Origin of the sequence: Symbiopectobacterium sp. (assembly GCF_051710365.1) — a bacterium.
In the GTDB taxonomy this organism is placed as follows: Bacteria; Pseudomonadota; Gammaproteobacteria; order Enterobacterales; family Enterobacteriaceae; genus Symbiopectobacterium.
This window is the reverse complement of sequence record NZ_JBPETA010000045.1, coordinates 1-20,006: the sequence shown is the minus strand read 5'-3', so window position 1 is coordinate 20,006 and position 20,006 is coordinate 1. Positions and strand designations below refer to the sequence as shown.

Here is a 20,006-nt window from a genome sequence, read left to right as displayed (position 1 = left end):
TCAGTATTGGTGACAGACCACCACAAGTATCCAACCTCAATTCTGTTCACAAGACCATCGTTGATGTTCTCGGCGAGCGATACCGTCGAATTTATTCTTAAAGTAGGTGCGGAATGACGGTTATAAACATAATTTCTCCGACTGCCGCGCTTAATAAACTGCCATGCCACCTTTCTTCTATAAAGTAGCGTCCATAAGAAAAAAGCATGAAAAAATAAAAATTTATCGCTACTTACAACTTCAACATCCAGTGAAGTACACTACGCACATAAAATACACCGACATAATTAACTGCATTTCACCCAATTAACTGCATACCCTAAATAATTCGAGTTGCAGGAAGGCGGCAAGCGAACGAATCCCCAGGAGCTTACTCAGGTAAGTGACTGGGGCGAGTGAACGAAGCCAACGCACCTGCAACTTGAAGTATGACGGGTATATAACGGAGTCTCTCTGCATGTTCTCCCCTGAATCCCGATTGCGTAGTGCGGTAGCGGACACAGTCGCTATGGTAATCTACTGTTTTATAACGGTTATGCTGATTGAGATCTTGCTGTCTGGCATGAGCTTCCAGCAGTCGCTCTCTTCGCGACTGGTGTCGATCCCCGTTAATATTGTTATTGCCTGGCCCTACGGCCTGTACCGCGATCGTATCCTACGTCTGTCTCAACGCTTCATGACGCACGGTACCTGGGTAAAAAATCTGGCAGACCTGTTTGCCTACGTCAGCTTTCAATCACCGGTGTATGTTGCCATCCTGTGGTTTATTGGTGCCAACCCACAGCAGATCGTCGCAGCAGTAACCAGCAATGTGTTGATATATATGGTAATTGGTGTCTCCTACGGCTATTTTCTCGATTACTGTCGCCGTCTGTTTCGCGTCGCCGTACCGGGCTGAACGTCAGGCCGAGACCGCAACTACCGCCAAATACAGGCGACAAAAAAGCCATCCTGATACCGGATGGCTTTTTATTAGGAATAATCCCAAACTAACGGCGACTGAGTGAACCGCGCCGATAGAGACTGCGCCGAATGCGCGTCAAACCGGGCTTGGGCTTCTTAGGTTCATCGAGACTTGCCAGCACCAATTCCAGCACCCGCTCAGCCACTTCGCGATGGCGTTGCGCCACGGAGAGCACCGGGCACTCGAGGAAATCGAACAGTTCGTTGTCACCAAACGTGGCAATCGCCAAATTGTTCGGCAGCCGTCCGCTCTGCTTCAGCGTAATATCCATCACCCCTTGCAACAGCGGAAACGAGGTGGTGAATAGCGCCTGCGGCATCGGGTGATGCTGCAAATACTCTTCAAACGCCGTCGCCGCCGCTGAGCGTTCGTAGCTGTTGGCATAAAGGAAATTCACCTGACGCGGATCCTCTGCCCACTCCATACGAAACCCTTGTTCGCGCAGGAAACTCACTGAAAGCTCCGGCAACGCCCCGAGGTAGAGCACTGACTCCGCCGGGATCTTGCGCAGTTCCTGTGCCAGCATTTCCGCATCCTCACAATCGGCACCCACTACGCTTGTGAAGTGTTCGCGATCCAACGCGCGATCCAGCGCGATAATCGGCAAGCTGTCCCCAGCCCAACGCTGATAGAACGGATGCTCCGGAGGCAACGCTGTCGACACGATAATGGCATCAACCTGGCGTTGCAGCAGATGCTCAATGCAGCGCATCTCGTTATCCGGCTGATCTTCAGAGCAGGCAATCAGCAATTGATAACCGCGCTGACGCGCCTGACGCTCCAGATAATTGGCAATTTTGGTATAGCTGGTGTTTTCCAGATCCGGAATCACCAGCCCGATAGAACGAGTACGCCCAGCGCGTAATCCAGCAGCCACCGCATTGAGATGATAATTATGCTCACGCACCACCGATATCACTTTTTCTACCGTTTTATCACTGACGCGGTATTGTTTGGTCTTGCCATTGATAACGTAGCTGGCAGTAGTGCGTGAAACGCCCGCAAGGCGCGCGATTTCATCCAGTTTCACGTTAGCCCCTTTAAATAAGCTGGAAAATAAAAAATAAGGATGTCCATATCTTAAGCATGGATATCGTATAGATCTAACCGCAGAAGCTGGCAATCAGCAACCGCTTTATTGTTGTTCAGGGTTATAGAGAGAAAAATAAAAAGCTCACCGACACAGTGAGCCCTCAGACTACTGAAAAAACCTACCAACCTCTTCGTCGTCCTCGGCGTAGGCCGGGGATCTCGGGCAGAATGAACGCGTTTAGCCTGTATGAGATTCCCGCCTGCGCGGGAATGACCGTTTTAGGTAGGTTTGTCAGCAACCTCAAGGTTCACCGACACAGTGAACCTCTTTATCAGCGCAGCGAACATCTGGTGCTGCCCCACGTCCGATGCCACATAGGCTTTACCGTCGGTCAAACGGTGCAAGGTTTCAATCACCGCCTGCGGCTTGATCTTGTCGCTGTCTAACGGATATTTCAGGCATTGGCGCGCACGCCACTGCTCAATACGCTGCCACCAGTCGCGCAGCGCGTCAAAATTCTACTGCGCTTCGCCCTGATCCAGCAGTTCCAGCATCAGCGCCAGCACCTGGCGCGCATCACCCACAATGGGAATATCCGCATTGACCGTTTTCGAAATGGAGGCCGGATCGATATCGATACGTAGCATTCGGGCAGTACTTCGCCAGATTGTTGGTGGTGCGATCGTCAAAACGCACGCCGACGGCGAAGATCACATCGGCATTGTGCATCGCCATGTTGGCTTCGTAAGTGCCGTGCATACCAAGCATGCCCAGACACTGACGGTGCGTCCCCGGAAAACCACCCAATCCCATCAGAGAGTTGGTGACCGGCAGGTTCAAACGTTCTGCCAGTTGGCGCAGTTCTTCATGGCACCCCGCATTGATAACCCCGCCACCCGCGTAAATGATCGGTGACTGGGCGCTTAGCAAGGTTTGCAGCGCACGACGAATTTGCCCCTTATGCCCTTGAATCGTCGGATTGTAGGAGCGCATGGTGACCGCATCGGGATAGAGATACGGCAGTTTGTTGGCCGGACTCATCACATCTTTCGGCAAATCCACCACCACCGGGCCGGGACGCCCGCTTGATGCCAGATAGAATGCCTTTTTCAGCACCGTGGGCACATCTTCAGCCTGTTTGACCAAGAAACTGTGCTTCACCACCGGACGAGAAATGCCGACCATGTCGCATTCCTGAAACGCGTCGTAACCGATAAGCGAGGTGGCTACCTACCCAGACAACACCACCATCGGGATGAAGTCCATATAGGCGGTGGCAATACCGGTAATCGCATTGGTGGCACCCGGACCCGAGGTGACCAGCACCACACCGACATCGCCGGTGGCGCACGCGTAACCATCGGCCATGTGCACTGCACCCTGCTCGTGGCGCACCAGAATATGGTCAATGCCGCCCACGGTGTGTAGCGCATCGTAAATATCCAATACGGCCCCGCCCGGATACCCGAACACATATTTCACGCCCTGATCGATCAACGATCGAACCACCATCTCGGCGCCTGACAACATCTCCATGGGATTGCCTCTTTTCGTTCTGAGAGCGGCATCGCGGCACTGACATCACAGCGCGACACACGTCATTGTCTTATCCAGAATTTGAATATAGCCGATTACCATAACGTTAGACGACGGCACAGGCAAACAAGGGTGAAGCGAGGAACAAACAAGTGGAAACGGGTTTACACCGCCAGAAGGGATTCGACTGAGATAAAACGCTAAACGGCGTCATCGCGGATAGTGATTATTCCGCGATGATAGCCAATTGCAGCGGGAAATTTTCAGCAAAAAAGTTAAAAATTCGTGTACCTCACCCGCTGCAAGTTACTCGGGGTTATTCGCCGTACATGGCATCAATTTCCAGCTGATAGCGCTGGGCGATGATCTTACGTCGCAGTTTTAATGTCGGCGTTAACTCCCCGCTCTCCATAGAGAAAGGGGTCGCCAGCAGGGTAAAGCGCTTGACCTGTTCGACGCGTGACAGCTCTTTTTGCATCTCGCGCAGACGCTGTTCAAACAGTTCGATAATGTGGCTATGACGTAACAATTCGAGGCGATCGTGATACTTGAGGTTGGCCGATGCCGCGTACTCTTCCAGCGCTTCAAAGCAAGGCACAATCAACGCAGACACGTATTTGCGCGCATCGGCAATCACCGCCACCTGCTCGATAAATCGGTCTTGACCCAAGGTGCCTTCCAAGTGCTGCGGCGCAATATATTTTCCGCCGGAGGTTTTCATCAGGTCTTTCAGGCGCTCGGTGATATACAGGTTACCCTCGGCATCCAGCTTCCCGGCATCACCGGTTTTCAGCCAGCCATCAGCGGTGAAGGCTTCAGCGGTTTCCTGCGGACGGCGGAAATAACCGCGCATCAGCGTAGCGCCGCGCACCTGTATTTCGTTTTCGTCGCCAATGCGCACTTCAATACCCGGTAGCGGCGTGCCGATCGAGCCCAGCCGCACGTTATTCGCTTCCCAGCACGATACCGTGGCACAGGTTTCCGTCATGCCGTAACCGTAAATAACGCGCACGCCCATCGACTGGAAAAACAGAATGATATTCTCATCCAGATGGGCGCCAGCCGCAGGCATAAAGCGAATCTTACCGCCCAGCAAGTGGCGCAGCTTGGTCAGCACCAGCCGATCGGCGACGCGATGCAGTAGCGCCTGCAACGGTGAACGTGATTTACCTGAAATATGTGCCAGAAACGCCTTGCGCCCCTGCGCGATGGCCCAGTTAAACAGCGTGCGACGATGCCAGGGTGCCTGCGCGACTTTTTCGTGAATGGCGCTATACACTTTCTCGTAGAAACGCGGCACCGCACACATCACCGTCGGTGAAACGGCCTGCATCGCATTGCGTACCAGATTGGTGTCGGCCAGATAGACGTTTTGTGCACCGGTGTGCATCATGTAAAACGACTAGGCGCGCTCAAACACGTGAGAGAGCGGTAGGAAGCTCAGAGAGATATCGTCCTGCGACACACACAGGCGCTCATCGTGCAGCTTCAGCACCATCGCCATGTTGGCGTAATCCAGCATCACCCCTTTCGGCTCACCGGTCGTGCCAGAGGTGTAGATCAACGTGAAAAGATCGTCCAGATTACGCTCATCAATGCGCTGTTGCAGCGCAGGCTGCCAGTAGGCGTCATCCAATCGGCCTCAAACGCCGCCAGCGTCAGCGCCAACGGGCAGTGATGCAGATTCACATTGTCATCGAGCACGATGATGCGCTTAAGCTGCGGACACTCCGGCAGCAGCGCCAATATCGCATCATACTGAGGCTGAGAACCGACAAAAATGGTGCGAATATCCGCGTCATTGATGATAAACGCAGCCTGTGTCGCCGTGTTGGTGGCATAAATCGGGACGGTCACACCACGCACGTACAGCGTCGCGAGATCTGCCAGCGACCAGTTGAGGGAATTATGAGAGAACAACGCGACACGCTCTTGGGCATCAATCCCCAGCGAGAGCAGTGCACTGGCAATGCGACGAATACGCGCACCGGCCTGAAACCAGGTAAGCTGCGTTTCGCCAGAGGCAGACCATTCACGCAGTGCGGTACGGCCGGAACAATGAGCAATCAGGTGTTGGATGCGTTCAACCAAATGGTATTGCGACAAATGGGTAGACATAAAAAATGAGCCTGGGAAATTTCAGCGTACAACTGTTTATTATTTTGGCGCAGTCTACTGATCTTGCCAGAAACCGCAACGATCTTTCACATTGACATGATGGAAGGTTGACGCCACGCACATCTGCCCATTTGCGCGCTCCACGTGACGACGGCAACGCAAACGATTTCGTCGTGACCGGGAACGAACACCGTTCGATGATCACAAATGCTTGACATACCCACAAGAATCAAGTACCAATAAAAGCACGAGCGATGCCATTCCCGCGATTAAGCGGTATGTGGCGAATTTTGCAGCTAACCGGATCAGACGAGATATCATGTTCAAACACACTTTCCTACTAGGCCTACTACTACACGCATCAACATTGCGCGGTATGCCTGTGGGTGAAAGTCAGAGCTGATTTCACGTTACACAGAACGAAGAACCCGCGCCGATGCGCGGGTTTTTTTACCTGTTCGGCGCTCGAATAAACACGATAAGGAATCTTTCCAATGAGCCAGCAGGTCATTATTTTCGATACCACATTGCGTGATGGTGAGCAGGCATTACAAGCCAGTCTGAGTGTAAAAGAGAAACTGCAAGTGGCCTACGCGCTGGAAAGATTGGGCGTGGACGTGATGGAAGTCGGCTTCCCGGTCTCTTCGCCGGGCGATTTCGAATCGGTACAGACCATTGCGCGTCAGATTAAAAACAGCCGGGTGTGTGGTTTGGCCCGCTGCGTCGATAAAGACATCGATGTCGCCGCCGAAGCGCTGCGCGTTGCCGAAGCCTTCCGCATTCACGTATTCCTGGCCACCTCTACGCTGCACATCGAATCCAAACTGCGTTTGTCGTTCGAGCAGGTCATTGAGAAAGCGGTTCACTCCGTCAAACGGGCGCATAACTACACCGACGACGTAGAGTTCTCCTGTGAAGATGCTGGCCGTACGCCTATCGATAACCTATGCCGTATCGTTGAAGCCGCAATTAACGCCGGTGCCACCACCATCAACATCCCTGACACCGTGGGTTACACCACGCCGTATCAGTTCGGCGGCATCATCACCACGCTGTACGATCGTGTGCCGAACATCGACAAAGCGATTATTTCCGTGCACTGCCATGACGATCTGGGGATGTCGGTTGCCAACTCCATTACTGCTGTGCAGGCTGGCGCACGTCAGGTAGAAGGCACGTTGAACGGTCTGGGCGAGCGCGCAGGCAACACCGCGCTGGAAGAAGTGATCATGGCGATCAAAACCCGTCAGGATTTGCTGAACGTCCACACCAATATCAATCATCAGGAAATCTATCGCACCTGTCAGTTGGTGAGCCAGATTTGCAACATGCCAATCCCCGGCAACAAAGCGATTATCGGTTCTAACGCCTTCGCCCACTCCTCCGGCATCCATCAGGACGGCGTGCTGAAAAACCGCTCCAACTACGAAATCATGACGCCGGAATCCATCGGCCTGAAAGAAGTGCAACTGAACCTGACCTCTCGTTCTGGCCGTGCGGCGGTGAAACACCGCATGGAAGAGATGGGTTATAAAGCAAGCGATTTTAATCTAGACCAGTTGTACACCGATTTCCTGAAGCTGGCCGACAAAAAAGGTCAGGTATTCGACTACGATTTAGAAGCATTGGCCTTTATCAACAGCCAGCAGGAAGACGAAGAGTTCTATCGCCTGGATGCCTTCAACGTGCAGTCTGGTTCCAACACAATTGCCACCGCGTCAGTGCAATTGGCCTGTGGTGGCGAGGTGCAAGCCGAGGCCGCTACCGGCAACGGACCGGTCGATGCCGTCTATCAGGCGATTAACCGCATCACGGGCTACGGCATTGAACTGGTGAAATACCAGTTGTCCGCCAAGGGCCAGGGACGTGATGCGCTGGGGCAAGTGGATATCGTCGCCGCTGATCAAGGCCGCCGCTTCCACGGCGTGGGCCTGGCGACCGACATCGTCGAATCCTCCGCCAAGGCGATGGTCAACGTATTGAACAACAAACGCGCACAGTTGGTAGAACAAGAAATTCAGCGTTTGCAGCACCACAACAAACAACAAAATAGCCAGGAAACAGTGTGATGACAAAGAGTTACCATATCGCCGTCTTACCCGGTGACGGCATCGGCCCAGAAGTCATGGCGCAAGCCCATAAAGTATTAGACGCGGTTCGCCAGCGTTTCGGTTTGCGTATCACCACCAGCGAATATGACGTCGGCGGCATCGCCATCGACCGCCAGGGCACGCCACTGCCAGCCGCCACCGTCGCCGGTTGCGAGCAGGCTGACGCCATTCTGTTCGGTTCGGTTGGCGGCCCGAAATGGGAGCACCTGCCGCCGGCTGAGCAACCGGAGCGCGGCGCATTGCTGCCACTGCGTAAGCACTTCCGTCTGTTCTGCAACCTGCGCCCGGCACGTCTGTATCAAGGGCTGGAAGCCTTCTGCCCGCTGCGCAACGACATCGCTGCAAACGGTTTCGACATTCTGTGCGTGCGCGAACTGACCGGCGGTATCTACTTCGGTCAGCCGAAAGGCCGTGAAGGCAGCGGCCAGCACGAGCGTGCGTTCGACACCGAGGTCTATCACCGTTTCGAGATCGAGCGTATCGCCCGTATTGCCTTTGAGTCGGCTCGTAAGCGTCGCTGCAAAGTCACGTCCATCGATAAAGCTAACGTGCTGCAAAGCTCCATCCTGTGGCGTGAAATCGTCACCGAAGTCAGCAAAGACTACCCGTACGTGACGCTGGCGCACCTGTACATCGACAACGCCACCATGCAGTTGATCAAAGATCCGTCCCAGTTCGACGTGATGCTGTGCTCCAACCTGTTTGGTGACATCCTGTCTGACGAATGTGCGATGATCACCGGTTCGATGGGTATGCTGCCTTCCGCCAGCCTGAACGAACAAGGTTTCGGCCTGTACGAACCGGCGGGCGGTTCCGCGCCGGATATCGCGGGCAAAAACATCGCTAACCCGATCGCACAGATTCTGTCACTGGCACTGCTGCTGCGTTACAGCCTGGAAGCCGATGACGCGGCTAACGCCATCGAAAACGCGGTAAACACCGCGCTGGCCGAAGGCTATCGCACTGGCGATCTGGCGGGCCGTGACGGCAAAGCCATCAGCACCGACGAAATGGGCGATGCGATTGCCCGCTTTGTGGCGCAAGGGGTGTAACCATGAGCAAGACCTTATACCAGAAGTTGTTTGATGCCCACGTGGTGTACGAAGCGCAGAATGAGACGCCGCTGCTGTATATCGACCGCCATCTGGTGCATGAAGTCACTTCTCCGCAAGCCTTTGATGGCCTGCGTGCCATGGGGCGCAAACTGCGCCAGCCGGGCAAAACCTTTGCCACCATGGATCACAACGTGTCCACTCAGACCAAAGACATCAATGCCTGTGGTGAAATGGCCCGCATCCAGATGCAGGAACTGATCAAGAACTGCGCCGAGTTTGGCGTGCAGTTGTACGATCTGAACCACCCGTATCAAGGCATCGTCCACGTTATCGGGCCGGAACAGGGCATGACCCTGCCGGGCATGACGATTGTGTGCGGCGATTCCCATACCGCTACCCACGGTGCCTTTGGCTCACTGGCGTTTGGTATCGGCACCTCCGAAGTGGAACATGTGATGGCGACGCAAACCCTGAAGCAGGGTCGCGCCAAAGCCATGAAAATTGAAGTAACAGGCCAGGCTGCGCCCGGCATCACCGCAAAAGACATCGTGCTGGCGATTATCGGTAAAACCGGCAGCGCAGGCGGTACGGGCCACGTGGTGGAATTCTGTGGTGACGCCATCCGCGCATTGAGCATGGAAGGCCGCATGACGCTGTGTAACATGGCGATTGAAATGGGCGCAAAGGCCGGTTTAGTGGCACCGGATGAAACTACGTTTGCCTACCTCAAAGGCCGCCAGTTCGCACCGAAAGGGGCCGATTGGGACGCTGGCGTGGCGTACTGGAGCACGTTGAAATCCGATGCAGATGCGGTGTTTGATACCGTCGTCACACTGGATGCCGCCGATATCGCGCCGCAGGTAACCTGGGGCACCAACCCTGGGCAAGTAATCGCCGTGAACCAGAATATCCTCGATCCTGAATCCTTCAGCGATCCGGTTGAGCGTGCTTCTGCTGCCAAAGCGCTGGCGTATATGGACCTGCAACCGGGCATCAAGCTGACCGATGTCGCTATCGACAAAGTGTTTATCGGTTCCTGTACTAACTCGCGTATCGAAGATTTGCGCGCTGCCGCCGCTATCGCCAAAGGGCGTAAAGTGGCTGCCGGCGTGCAAGCTATCGTGGTGCCCGGCTCTGGCCCGGTGAAAACCATGGCGGAGCTGGAAGGTCTGGATAAAGTGTTTATTGAAGCCGGGTTTGAATGGCGTCTACCGGGCTGCTCCATGTGTCTGGCAATGAACAATGACCGCCTGAACCCCGGTGAGCGCTGTGCATCCACCAGCAACCGTAACTTTGAAGGCCGTCAGGGGCGTGCGGGCCGTACTCACCTGGTCAGCCCAGCGATGGCTGCCGCCGCCGCCGTGACAGGGCATTTCGCGGATATCCGCGAATTACCTTCGTCCGCGAATTAATAAGGAGACGCCTGATGGCTAAATTTACCCAACATACCGGGCTGGTCGTGCCGCTGGACGCCGCCAACGTAGACACGGATGCGATCATCCCCAAGCAGTTTTTGCAGAAGGTGACGCGTACCGGTTTCGGCCAACATCTGTTTCACGACTGGCGTTTTCTGGATGACGCGGGGCAGCAACCCAACCCGGAGTTTGTGCTGAATAAACCGCGTTATAAAGGTGCCACCATCCTGCTGGCGCGCGAAAACTTCGGCTGCGGCTCTTCCCGTGAACATGCCCCCTGGGCACTGACCGACTACGGTTTTCACGTGGTGATCGCCCCAAGCTTTGCGGATATTTTCTACGGTAACGCGTTTAACAACCAGTTGCTGCCAGTAAAACTGAGTGATACCGATATCGACGATCTGTTCAAACTGGTCGACAGTACACAAGGCATTACCTTTACGGTGGATCTGGAAGCGCAGACGGTCGATGCTGGCGGGAAAAAATACCCGTTTGAGATCGACAGTTTCCGCCGTCACTGCATGCTCAACGGGCTGGACAGCATCGGCTTGACGTTACAACACGAAGAGGCGATAGCTCGTTACGAACAGCAGCAACCGGCCTTTTTGCGTTAACCCACAAGGCACCGCTCTGCGGTGCCTTCTATTTTACAGCCCCATACCTTCGCCAAAAGCCTCTCTCAGCGCATCGACAAAGCAACGGATCTTAACCGTTTGCCGCCTTGCCGCAGGCACCAGCACATGCATCGGGCGGGCTGGACCTTCATAGTCCGGCAGAACCTGAACCAAACGTCCGGCTTCAATCTCTTTGCCCAACACATCGGCAGGACCCAAGGTGACGCCATAACCTTCGATTGCCGCATACAGCAGCGCTTTCCAGTCATTGGCGCGAAACCGTCCGGTTGGCCTGACTTCTTCGCTCTGCCCATCACGCTGGAACAACCAGCGGCACGGCACAGTGGGCGTCCATTCGCCGTACACCAGACAAGCGTGATGCGCCAAATCGCTGGGTTTCTCAGGGAAACCCTCGCGCACCACATAAGTGGGTGATGCGCAGGCAATCAGCCGATAGGGTCTTAACGGCCAGGCGATCATCGAACTGTCGGCCAGTTCACCGATGCGCACGATCACTTAAAAACCTTCCTCAATCGGATCGACCATGCGATCGTTAAGCGTCAGCTCGATCTGCGTATCCGGATAACGATCGAGATAGCGGGTAATAAAGGGCGCAAGCGCATAAGCGCCAAAGGTGACGGGCGCATTAACCCGAATGGTTCCTGACGGCGTTGCTTTCATCTCCAGCGCAATCGCTTCTGCCGCATCGACTTCCGCCAACACTATCTTACAGCGTTCGTAATAGCTGCGGCCGATATCGGTCAAACTTTGACGCCGCGTGGTGCGGTTGAGCAGTCGAGCGCCCAGACGCGCCTCTAACCAGGCCACATGCTTAGCCACCCCTTGCGGGGAAAGGCGCAATGCCTCTGCCACTGCGGCAAAAGAGCCCAGTTCAGCAGCTTTAACAAAGATGTGCATGCTGGTCAACCTGTCCATCATTCACCCCAATTGGTTGTTTATTTATGTTCCATTTGTGATTTTATCTTATTTTAGTGGTGAATTACGCTCCCTGTTGATGAATGACGCAACAGGAGATCAGCATGAAAATAGGCATTATTGGCGCAGGCTTTGTCGGGCGAACGATTGCCACGCTCGCGATTAACACCGGGCATCAGGTGATGCTCAGTAACTCACGTGGCCCGCAAACGCTGTTCAGCTTCCGCTCGATGGTGGGCTGTCAGGCTGGAACGGTAGAAGAGGCCATTCAGTTTGGTGATGTGGTGGTGATAGCCGTTCCGCTGACAGCAATCGATCGATTGCCTGCCGCGCTGCTGGCGGGCAAGCAGGTGCTCGATGCGGTCAATTATTACCCGGAGCGTGATGGTCAGGTTGATGTGCTCGACAGTGCACAAACCACCACTAGCGAACTACTGGCACGCCATTTACCCGGAGCCCTCATCACCAAGGCGTTCAATGCCATTCAGATGACTCAATTGGAAAGCGATGGTTTACCGGCGGGCAGTCCCAACCGTCGCGCATTGCCACTGGCGGGGGACAATGCGCAAGGCAAGCAGATTGCCCGTGAATTGTACGAAACTTTCGGTTTTGATGCGGTCGACGTTGGCACACTCGCCGAAGGGTGGCGCTTTGAACGGGGTACGGCCTACTGCGTGCGCATGACCAAAGAGGCGTTGCTGGCGGCACTGGAAGGCGTACAACGCAACTGATGGGCAATAAAAATGCCAGCGGCACAGGCCGCTGGCTGGTGAAAAGCACCATTACTCAGAAGTTTCTCTACTACCAGAACAGCACTAGAGCCAGTGCCGGTACTCTTCTTCCGACATCGCATCGGTATGCCATTGCGTCACTTGCTGTAACAACGCCAGTTTTTGCTGAGCGCTGATCCTCCTCAGCCAGCAGCCAGGGCAGTGCAAGAAGTAGTGCCGGTAAAATTGATTGAGCCGTGAAATCGCCATTAGCCACCTCCGTGCTTTCCTTGTTGTGCAGTATCGCCGTAATATAGGGAAAGATAAATTGATGACTTTGGTTCGCGGAGTTCCTCTTTTATGTCGTCGACACGTTTGCAACAGCAGTTTGTCCGCCTCTGGCAGCGCTTTCAGGGGCAGGATACCGACACCACGCTCGAAGAGCTGGCCGGGGTATTACTCTGCTCGCGCCGTCATATCCGTTCACTACTCGGAGCCATGCAAAAAGAGGGGTGGCTGCTGTGGCAGGCGGAAGCGGGACGAGGAAAACGCTCCCGTCTCAGTTTTATCTATACCGGCTTAACGCTGCAACAACAGCGCGCGGAAGACTTGCTGGAGCAGGATCGCGTCGAGCAATTGATCCAGTTGATCGGTGATAAAGAGACGGTACGCCAGATGTTGCTTTCCCACCTGTGCCGTCGTTTTCGCCAGGGGAAACATCTGCTGCGCGTGCTCTATTATCGACCGCTGCGCAACCTGCTGCCCGGCTCTGCACTGCGACGCTCTGAGATGCATATCGTCAGGCAGATCTTCAGCGGGTTAACCAAGATAAATGGGGAAAACGGGGAAATCGCACCGGACCTCGCGCACCACTGGCAGCAAATTACGCCGCACCGCTGGCGTTTTTATTTACGCCCTGCGATCCGCTTCCACGATGGACGCGAGCTGGTGATGAAGGATGTTATCGCCTCGGTAATGCGGTTGACGTCGCAGGCATTATTCTCACACATCACACGCGTGACCTCCCCCATTCCCTTTGTGATTGATGTGGAACTGAGCGAACCCGATGGTTGGCTCCCCTGGCTGCTCGGCAGCGCGCATGCCATGATCCTGCCCCACGACTGGCAGACTCAGGCCGATTTTGCGCGCCACCCTGTCGGCACCGGCCCCTATGCGGTGGAGAAAAACAGCGACAGTCAGCTGAAAATAAAAGCCTTTGATGACTATTTCGGCTACCGGGCACTGATCGATGAGGTCAATATCTGGGTGTTGCCAGACGCCTCCGAAGAGCTGCCGGTATCCATTCAGGTACAAAGCGACACCACCACGCGCGACGAGCTGGAAAGCCTCATGGAGGAAGGATGCTATTTCCTGCTGTTTGATACCCGTTCCGCGCAGAGCGCGAACAGCGAGGTGCGCCGCTGGATCAGCCAGATCTTCCACCCTATCGCGCTGCTCAGCCAGACGACGAGCACCCACCGACATATCTGGTCGCCAGCGTACAGCTTACTGCCTCGTTGGCATCACCAGCGTTTTGATAATCAACCACTGAAACCTGCTGGCCTGACAGATGTCACCCTGACGTTTTATCAGGAGCACCCCGAGTACCGCATCATTGGCGAGATCATGCATGACCTGTTGGCGCAACAGGGCGTGACGTTGCATATACAGAAAGTCGACTACGAGCAATGGTATCTGGGAGAAGCGGAAGGCGATATCTGGCTGAGCAGCGTAAACTGCTACCCACCGCTGGAGTTCTCGCTGTTCGCCCTGCTGTATGAGCTACCGCTGCTGCGTCACTGCCTGAGTGATTCGTTACAACAAGACGCACAGCGCTGGCGCGCTCAAACGCTCTCTATCGCCGACTTCAGCCAGCGCCTGATTGAAAAGCGGTGAGATCCACCCGCTGTTTCACCACTGGTTACAGTTGCAGGGGCAGCGCAGCATGCGCGGCGTGCGTATGAACATGTTGGGCTGGTTCGACTTTAAATCCACCTGGTTTGTGCCGCCGGAGCACGACGCCGACTTTCCCTGATGCTACAAACCCTTTACAATAATGACGTTCTCAACGGGGTGCAGGCCGTTTTTTGACGATATCGCATTGTCAACGCACGGTATTTATGCTGAGAAAATACCCGTCGAACCTGATCCGGTTAATACCGGCTAAGGGATTTAAGAGTGCATTCGCCTGCCTCAAAGTCCTTTGCCACCCTAATATACCCAGGAGTGCAAAGTGTTACAGTCGCTATTATCCCGTTTATTGCTTCCCGTACTCGGTCTCTCTGCCGTGCTATTCTGCTCTGCTGCCGCTAATACCAAGCCCGCATTGACCGTTTACACCTACGATTCCTTCGCGTCTGAATGGGGCCCCGGCCCGGCGATTAAAAAAGCCTTCGAAAAAGAGTACGAGTGCGAATTGAATTTTGTCGCGCTGGAAGATGGCGTTGCCCTGTTGAACCGCTTGCGCATGGAAGGTAAAAACAGCAAAGCGGATATCGTCCTGGGGCTGGATAACAACCTGCTCAAAGCGGCTGCGAATACCGGGCTGTTTGCTGCACACCACGTGAAAACCGACGCGTTGACGCTGCCCGGCGGTTGGGATAATGCCACCTTCCTGCCTTACGATTACGGCTATTTCGCGTTCGTCTACAACAAAGACACGCTGAAAAATCCACCGACCAGCCTTGGTGCCTTGATCAACAGCGATCAGCCGCTGAAGGTGATTTATCAAGACCCGCGCACCAGCACGCCGGGGCTGGGCCTGCTGCTGTGGATGCAAAAGGTGTATGGCGATAAAGCGCCTGACGCCTGGCAAAAACTGGCGCGTAAAACCGTTACCGTCACCAAAGGGTGGAGCGAGGCTTACGGCCTGTTCCTTAAAGGCGAAGCGGATCTGGTGCTGAGCTACACGACCTCTCCGGCCTATCACATTATCGAAGAGAAAAAGACTAACTACGCAGCGGCGCTGTTCAGCGAAGGCCACTATATGCAAGTTGAAGTTGCCGGGCAGTTGACCGCCAGCAAGCAGCCGGAACTCGCTAACCGCTTTATGCAGTTTATCCTCAGCCCGACATTCCAAAGCCTGATCCCAACCACCAACTGGATGTATCCGGTCACTGGCGTGGCACTGCCGGAAGGTTTCCAATCGCTGGCGCGCCCGGAAAAAGCGCTGTCCTTTAACGCACAAGAGGTGGCGGACCTGCGTGGGCAGTGGATTCAGGCATGGCAACGCGCCGTCAGCCGCTGATCCCACACTGGCTCTGGCCTGGGCTGTTTACCGCGGCATTGCTGGCTGGTGTTGCCCTACTCGCGTTTGGCGCACTTTGGCATCAGGCTCCTGATACCCCATGGCACACGCTATGGGGTGATAGCTATGTGTGGTACATAGTGCGCTTTACCTTTTGGCAGGCATTGCTTTCGGCGCTACTCTCCACGCTGCCCGCCATTGTGCTGGCGCGCGCCCTCTATCGCCGCCATTTCCCCGGCAGAACCTGGCTGCTGCGCCTGTGCGCCATGACGCTGGTGTTACCGGTGTTGGTGGCGGTATTTGGCATACTGCGCGTTTACGGGCGACAGGGCTGGCTGGCACAAGGCTTAAGCGCGCTCGGCATCGACTACACCTTTTCTCCCTATGGCCTGCAAGGGATTCTGCTGGCCCACGTGTTCTTCAATCTGCCGCTGGCAACACGCCTGCTGTTGCAAGCCCTGGAGTCCATCTCCACGGAGCAGCGTCAGTTAGCGGCCCAGTTGGGCATGAATGCCTGGCAAACTTTTCGTCTTATTGAATGGCCGTGGTTACGGCGTCAAATCCTGCCCAGTGCGGCACTGATTTTCATGCTCTGCTTCGCCAGTTTTGCCACCGTACTCTCACTCGGCGGTGGCCCGCGCGCCACCACGATTGAACTGGCTATCTATCAGGCATTGAGCTTTGATTACGCTCCTGCGCGCGCGGCAGGATTGGCGATGATCCAGATGGTCTGCTGTCTGGGGTTGGTGCTACTGAGCCAACGACTCGGATCGTGGTTTGCCGTGGGCAATACCCAGCAATTGCGCTGGCGCAACCCACAGGATTCGCTGGCTGGACGGCTGGGCGATACCGTGATTATCGTTGCCGCACTGTTCTTGCTGCTGCCACCGTTGCTGGCTGTGGTGCTGGACGGTCTCAGTCCGGCGATGCTGACGGTGCTGAAACAGCCCGCATTGTGGCAAACGCTGTGGACATCCCTGCGTATCGCGCTCGGCGCAGGTGTGCTTTGCGTCATCCTGACCCTGATGCTGCTGTGGAGCAGCCGTGAGCTGAAACTGCGTCAGCAGCGGCTGGCCGGACAGTTGATGGACATCAGCGGCCTGCTGATTCTGGCGATGCCGGGCATTGTGTTAGCGACGGGCTTCTTTCTTGTTCTCAACAATACCGTTGGGCTACCGACATCACCCTATGGGCTGGTGGTCGCCACTAACGCGCTGATGGCCATTCCCTACGCGCTCAAGGTGTTGGAGAACCCGATGCTCGACATCGCTCAGCGCTATAATCTGCTGTGTCAGTCTCTGGATATTCGCGGCTGGCACCGTCTTCGTCTGATTGAGCTGCGCGCGTTGCAACAACCGATCGCGCAGACAATGGCATTTGCCTGCGTACTCTCGGTTGGGGATTTCGGCATTATCGCCCTGTTTGGCAATGAGCAGTTCCGCACGTTGCCCTTCTATCTTTACCAACAAATTGGCGCTTATCGCAGCGTAGACGGTGCGGTAACCGCACTGCTGCTGATGCTGCTCTGTTTCGCGTTGTTTACCGTGATGGAGACATTGACCCTGTGGCAAAAACGGGCGGGCCGACATGCTGTCGTTGAATAAACTCACTTATCTCTATCAACAGGCCCCCATGCAGTTCGATGTCAGCATCGCTGCGGGAGAGCGCGTTGCCCTGTTGAGTCCCAGCGGTGCGGGTAAAAGCACGCTGCTCAGCCTGATTGCCGGTTTTTTATTACCGAACAGCGGCGAACTGTGGCTCAATGGCGACGATCATCGCTTTACGCCGCCCGCCGAGCGTCCGGTGTCAATTCTGTTTCAAGAAAACAACCTGTTCCCGCACCTGACGCTGGAGCAAAATATTGCGCTTGGCCTGCACCCTGGTTTGCGCCTCACTTCAGCACAGCGTCAGGCATTGCACGCTATTGCAGAACACGTGGGCTTAAGCAGCCTGATGCAACGCCTGCCCGCACAGGTGTCTGGCGGTCAACGCCAGCGCGCCGCATTGGCCCGCTGCCTGCTGCGCCAACGCCCTATCCTGCTGCTGGATGAACCGTTCTCCGCGCTCGATCCGGCGCTGCGTCAGGATATGCTCACGCTGGTTGATAGGGTGTGTGCAGAGCAGCAGCTTACGCTGCTGATGGTCACTCACAATCTGGATGACGCGTTGCGTATTGCTCCACGCAGTCTGCTGTTGGTCGACGGGAACATCGCCTACGATGGTCCTACGACGTCGCTGTGTGACGGCAGCAGCGAGGCAGCGCGGATACTGGGGATCAGCACAGCGCATGACTTATCGTCTACATCGCGCGGCGACTCAACAAAGGATATTTTGTGAGCTGAATAAAATTTTCACTTTTTATTCTTTGTGGGTATTGCGCCTATTGCAACGCCCGTGCTTATATAAAACGGCTAATTAACTGACTGATTGACAGGATCCCCGTGAGACACTCCGCTGCTATGACTTCTGCACTACTACACACCGCGCATGTTGACGCGGTCGTCGTCGTGCGCGTGGTGGTCGTCGTCGGCGACGCGCCGTAACGGGTTCCGAATCACAGCACGATTCCCAAACCCCGCCGGCGCAAGCCGAGCGGGGTTTCTTGTTTTTACCTCCCCCGCTCCGAAAACGCACCGGCCCAGATGAAGGATATTACTATGCGTTATACCAGAGCACAGTTGATCGTCCGGCTGTTGGAACAGCAGGGCATCACCACGGTAGCGGGCATTCCCGGCGGGGCGGCACTGCCGCTGTACGATGCCCTGGGGCAGAGCAAAACCATTCGCCATATTCTCGCCCGCCATGAGCAAGGTGCCGGATTTATCGCGCAAGGCATGGCGCGTGCCAGCGGCAAAGCCGCCGTTTGTCTGGCCTCCAGCGGCCCGGGGGCCACTAACCTGCTTACCGCGATTGCCGATGCGAAACTCGATTCCATCCCTCTGGTGTGCATTACAGGTCAGGTCTCCTCGACCATGATCGGTACCGATGCCTTTCAGGAAGTGGACACCTATGGCATTTCCATCCCCGTCACCAAGCATAACTATCTGGTGCGGGACATCAACGAACTGCCGCGCGTGATTTCAGACGCGTTTCGCATCGCGCAATCAGGGCGTCCGGGCCCGGTATGGATCGATATTCCGAAAGATGTTCAAACCGCTACGATAGAATTGTCCGAACTGCCAGCCATTGCTGAACCCGATCTCACCCCCGCCATCGATACACAAGCCATCGCACAGGCCGCCGCGATGATCAATGCAGCAGAGCGCCCAATCCTCTATCTGGGCGGTGGCATCATCAGCGCCGAGGCCCACCAACAGGCGATTGAACTCGCCGAGCGCGCCAGCCTTCCCACCACCATGACGCTGATGGCGCTCGGTGCCATGCCGACCGATCACCCGCTGTCACTCGGTATGTTAGGCATGCACGCAGCCCGTTCCACTAACCTGATTTTGCAGCAGTCTGATTTGCTTATCGTGCTGGGCGCGCGCTTTGACGATCGCGCTATCGGTAAAGCGGAACAATTCTGCCCGGATGCCAGCATCATCCATATCGATATCGATGCGGCGGAGCTGGGAAAAATTCGTCAGGCGCACGTTGGACTGCATGCCAATGTGGGTGAAGCGCTGACACAGCTGTTGCCGTTGATTGAACCGCAAAAACGTGAGAAATGGCATCAGACGGTATCCGCGTTACAGCAAACCTATCCGTTCCGCATGCCGGGCGCTGACGACCCACTGAGCCATTATGGGCTGGTACAAGCAACCGCACAGGCGCTAACGGACGATGCCATCATCGCCACCGACGTGGGTCAGCATCAGATGTGGGTGGCAGAGCTATCCGCTGCGCCGACCGCGCCAGTGGTTAACCTCCGGCGGCCTCGGCACCATGGGATTTGGCTTGCCCGCTGCAATGGGTGCCGCACTGGCAGAACCCGACAAAATTGTGGTGTGCTTTTCCGGCGATGGCAGCATCATGATGAACATTCAAGAAATGGCGACGGCGGCCGAAGAGGGGCTTAACGTTAAGGTCATCCTGATGAACAATCAGGCATTAAGGCTGGTGCACCAGCAGCAAGACCTGTTCTATGGGCAGCGCATCTTCGCCGCTGACTACCGCTATCAAACCGATTTTATCAGCATCGTATAGCGCGGCAAATCATTTGATACCGAAAGGCAAAATATTTGATACGCTCAAAAATCACACAAATGAAAATTATTTGATACCAATTGCTGTACTGATGTAACGCTTTTATTGTCCCTAAAACATC

At 55.3% G+C, this 20,006-nt stretch carries 14 protein-coding genes, 5 pseudogenes and 1 riboswitch; of the genes and pseudogenes, 12 read left to right on the top strand and 7 right to left on the bottom strand.

All coding sequences use genetic code 11. The annotated features are described in order from the left end of the window. The first annotated feature begins 457 nt into the window (after positions 1 to 457). Complete coding sequence (locus tag ACTBDZ_RS06595) at positions 458 to 898, top strand: L-alanine exporter AlaE (protein WP_438814718.1); 441 nt, start codon at positions 458 to 460, stop codon at positions 896 to 898. Between the two features lie 91 nt (positions 899 to 989). Here the strand turns inward: ACTBDZ_RS06595 and cra are convergent, their stop codons facing one another. The 5 genes and pseudogenes from cra to ACTBDZ_RS06570 form a co-directional block, all read right to left on the bottom strand. Then, the gene (cra, locus tag ACTBDZ_RS06590) at positions 990 to 1,994 is read right to left on the bottom strand and encodes a catabolite repressor/activator (protein WP_438814717.1); all 1,005 of its coding nucleotides are present in this window, start codon (positions 1,992 to 1,994) and stop codon (positions 990 to 992) included. Between the two features lie 281 nt (positions 1,995 to 2,275). Further along, a complete protein-coding gene (locus ACTBDZ_RS06585; protein ID WP_438814716.1) occupies positions 2,276 to 2,413 on the bottom strand; it encodes a hypothetical protein in 138 nt (45 codons plus the stop codon). 102 nt (positions 2,414 to 2,515) lie between these two features. After that, positions 2,516 to 2,990, bottom strand: a pseudogene (locus ACTBDZ_RS06580) (hypothetical protein). A 237-nt stretch (positions 2,991 to 3,227) separates the two neighbouring features. Continuing rightward, the gene (locus tag ACTBDZ_RS06575) at positions 3,228 to 3,533 is read right to left on the bottom strand and encodes a thiamine pyrophosphate-binding protein (RefSeq protein ID WP_438814715.1); all 306 of its coding nucleotides are present in this window, start codon (positions 3,531 to 3,533) and stop codon (positions 3,228 to 3,230) included. Positions 3,534 to 3,849: 316 nt separating this feature from the next. Continuing rightward, a pseudogene (locus tag ACTBDZ_RS06570) lies at positions 3,850 to 5,651 on the bottom strand (AMP-dependent synthetase/ligase). Positions 5,652 to 6,145: 494 nt separating this feature from the next. On the opposite strand from ACTBDZ_RS06570, the gene leuA reads away from it, so the two are divergent. The 4 genes from leuA to leuD are packed head-to-tail and all read left to right on the top strand — an operon-like array spanning position 6,146 to position 10,846. Continuing rightward, positions 6,146 to 7,720: a 2-isopropylmalate synthase gene (gene leuA / locus ACTBDZ_RS06565; RefSeq protein ID WP_438814714.1), complete on the top strand. Its 1,575-nt coding sequence runs from the start codon at positions 6,146 to 6,148 to the stop codon at positions 7,718 to 7,720. Continuing rightward, on the top strand, positions 7,720 to 8,814 hold the full coding sequence (gene leuB / locus ACTBDZ_RS06560) for a 3-isopropylmalate dehydrogenase (RefSeq protein ID WP_438814713.1): 1,095 nt from the start codon (positions 7,720 to 7,722) through the stop codon (positions 8,812 to 8,814). Before leuA ends, leuB begins: the two co-directional genes overlap by 1 nt. 2 nt (positions 8,815 to 8,816) lie before the next feature. Beyond that, positions 8,817 to 10,229, top strand: coding sequence for a 3-isopropylmalate dehydratase large subunit (gene leuC / locus ACTBDZ_RS06555; protein WP_438814712.1), 1,413 nt, complete (start codon positions 8,817 to 8,819; stop codon positions 10,227 to 10,229). 14 nt (positions 10,230 to 10,243) lie between these two features. Beyond that, complete coding sequence (gene leuD / locus ACTBDZ_RS06550; protein WP_438814711.1) at positions 10,244 to 10,846, top strand: 3-isopropylmalate dehydratase small subunit; 603 nt, start codon at positions 10,244 to 10,246, stop codon at positions 10,844 to 10,846. 33 nt (positions 10,847 to 10,879) lie between these two features. Here leuD and ACTBDZ_RS06545 read toward each other — a convergent pair. Then, a pseudogene (locus ACTBDZ_RS06545) lies at positions 10,880 to 11,782 on the bottom strand (LysR family transcriptional regulator). Positions 11,783 to 11,886: 104 nt separating this feature from the next. Here ACTBDZ_RS06545 and ACTBDZ_RS06540 point away from each other — a divergent pair. Further along, on the top strand, positions 11,887 to 12,513 hold the full coding sequence (locus ACTBDZ_RS06540) for an NADPH-dependent F420 reductase (RefSeq protein ID WP_438814710.1): 627 nt from the start codon (positions 11,887 to 11,889) through the stop codon (positions 12,511 to 12,513). A gap of 84 nt (positions 12,514 to 12,597) precedes the next feature. Here ACTBDZ_RS06540 and sgrT read toward each other — a convergent pair whose 3' ends face one another. Beyond that, positions 12,598 to 12,762 (bottom strand): glucose uptake inhibitor SgrT, encoded by a 165-nt coding sequence (gene sgrT / locus ACTBDZ_RS06535; RefSeq protein WP_264651531.1) that lies wholly within the window; start codon positions 12,760 to 12,762, stop codon positions 12,598 to 12,600. 90 nt (positions 12,763 to 12,852) lie between these two features. Here sgrT and sgrR point away from each other — a divergent pair. From sgrR to ilvB, 6 genes and pseudogenes are all read left to right on the top strand, one after another. Then, positions 12,853 to 14,527 (top strand): annotated as a pseudogene (gene sgrR / locus ACTBDZ_RS06530) (HTH-type transcriptional regulator SgrR). Positions 14,528 to 14,551: 24 nt separating this feature from the next. Then, a riboswitch (TPP riboswitch) is annotated at positions 14,552 to 14,681 on the top strand. Positions 14,682 to 14,725: 44 nt separating this feature from the next. After that, entirely contained in the window at positions 14,726 to 15,739 is a 1,014-nt protein-coding gene (gene thiB / locus ACTBDZ_RS06525) for a thiamine ABC transporter substrate binding subunit (RefSeq protein ID WP_438814709.1), read from the top strand. Beyond that, the gene (gene thiP / locus ACTBDZ_RS06520; RefSeq protein WP_438814708.1) at positions 15,715 to 17,343 is read left to right on the top strand and encodes a thiamine/thiamine pyrophosphate ABC transporter permease ThiP; all 1,629 of its coding nucleotides are present in this window, start codon (positions 15,715 to 15,717) and stop codon (positions 17,341 to 17,343) included. The genes thiB and thiP overlap by 25 nt, the downstream gene beginning before the upstream one ends. Beyond that, positions 17,327 to 18,076: a thiamine ABC transporter ATP-binding protein ThiQ gene (gene thiQ / locus ACTBDZ_RS06515; RefSeq protein WP_438814707.1), complete on the top strand. Its 750-nt coding sequence runs from the start codon at positions 17,327 to 17,329 to the stop codon at positions 18,074 to 18,076. The genes thiP and thiQ overlap by 17 nt, the downstream gene beginning before the upstream one ends. Before the next feature lie 122 nt (positions 18,077 to 18,198). Then, the gene (gene ivbL, locus ACTBDZ_RS06510) at positions 18,199 to 18,282 is read left to right on the top strand and encodes an ilvB operon leader peptide IvbL (protein WP_438814719.1); all 84 of its coding nucleotides are present in this window, start codon (positions 18,199 to 18,201) and stop codon (positions 18,280 to 18,282) included. A gap of 114 nt (positions 18,283 to 18,396) precedes the next feature. Next, positions 18,397 to 19,879 (top strand): annotated as a pseudogene (ilvB, locus tag ACTBDZ_RS06505) (acetolactate synthase large subunit); the annotation flags it as partial. Positions 19,880 to 20,006: the final 127 nt, after the last annotated feature.

Coding starts and splice junctions, on each gene's coding strand:
- ACTBDZ_RS06595 (WP_438814718.1), top strand. CDS start 458: ATGTTCTCCCCTGAATCCCGATTGCGTAGTGCGGTAGCGGACACAGTC.
- ACTBDZ_RS06575 (WP_438814715.1), bottom strand. CDS start 3,533: ATGGAGATGTTGTCAGGCGCCGAGATGGTGGTTCGATCGTTGATCGAT.
- leuA (WP_438814714.1), top strand. CDS start 6,146: ATGAGCCAGCAGGTCATTATTTTCGATACCACATTGCGTGATGGTGAG.
- leuB (WP_438814713.1), top strand. CDS start 7,720: ATGACAAAGAGTTACCATATCGCCGTCTTACCCGGTGACGGCATCGGC.
- leuC (WP_438814712.1), top strand. CDS start 8,817: ATGAGCAAGACCTTATACCAGAAGTTGTTTGATGCCCACGTGGTGTAC.
- leuD (WP_438814711.1), top strand. CDS start 10,244: ATGGCTAAATTTACCCAACATACCGGGCTGGTCGTGCCGCTGGACGCC.
- ACTBDZ_RS06540 (WP_438814710.1), top strand. CDS start 11,887: ATGAAAATAGGCATTATTGGCGCAGGCTTTGTCGGGCGAACGATTGCC.
- sgrT (WP_264651531.1), bottom strand. CDS start 12,762: ATGGCGATTTCACGGCTCAATCAATTTTACCGGCACTACTTCTTGCAC.
- thiP (WP_438814708.1), top strand. CDS start 15,715: ATGGCAACGCGCCGTCAGCCGCTGATCCCACACTGGCTCTGGCCTGGG.
- thiQ (WP_438814707.1), top strand. CDS start 17,327: ATGCTGTCGTTGAATAAACTCACTTATCTCTATCAACAGGCCCCCATG.
- ivbL (WP_438814719.1), top strand. CDS start 18,199: ATGACTTCTGCACTACTACACACCGCGCATGTTGACGCGGTCGTCGTC.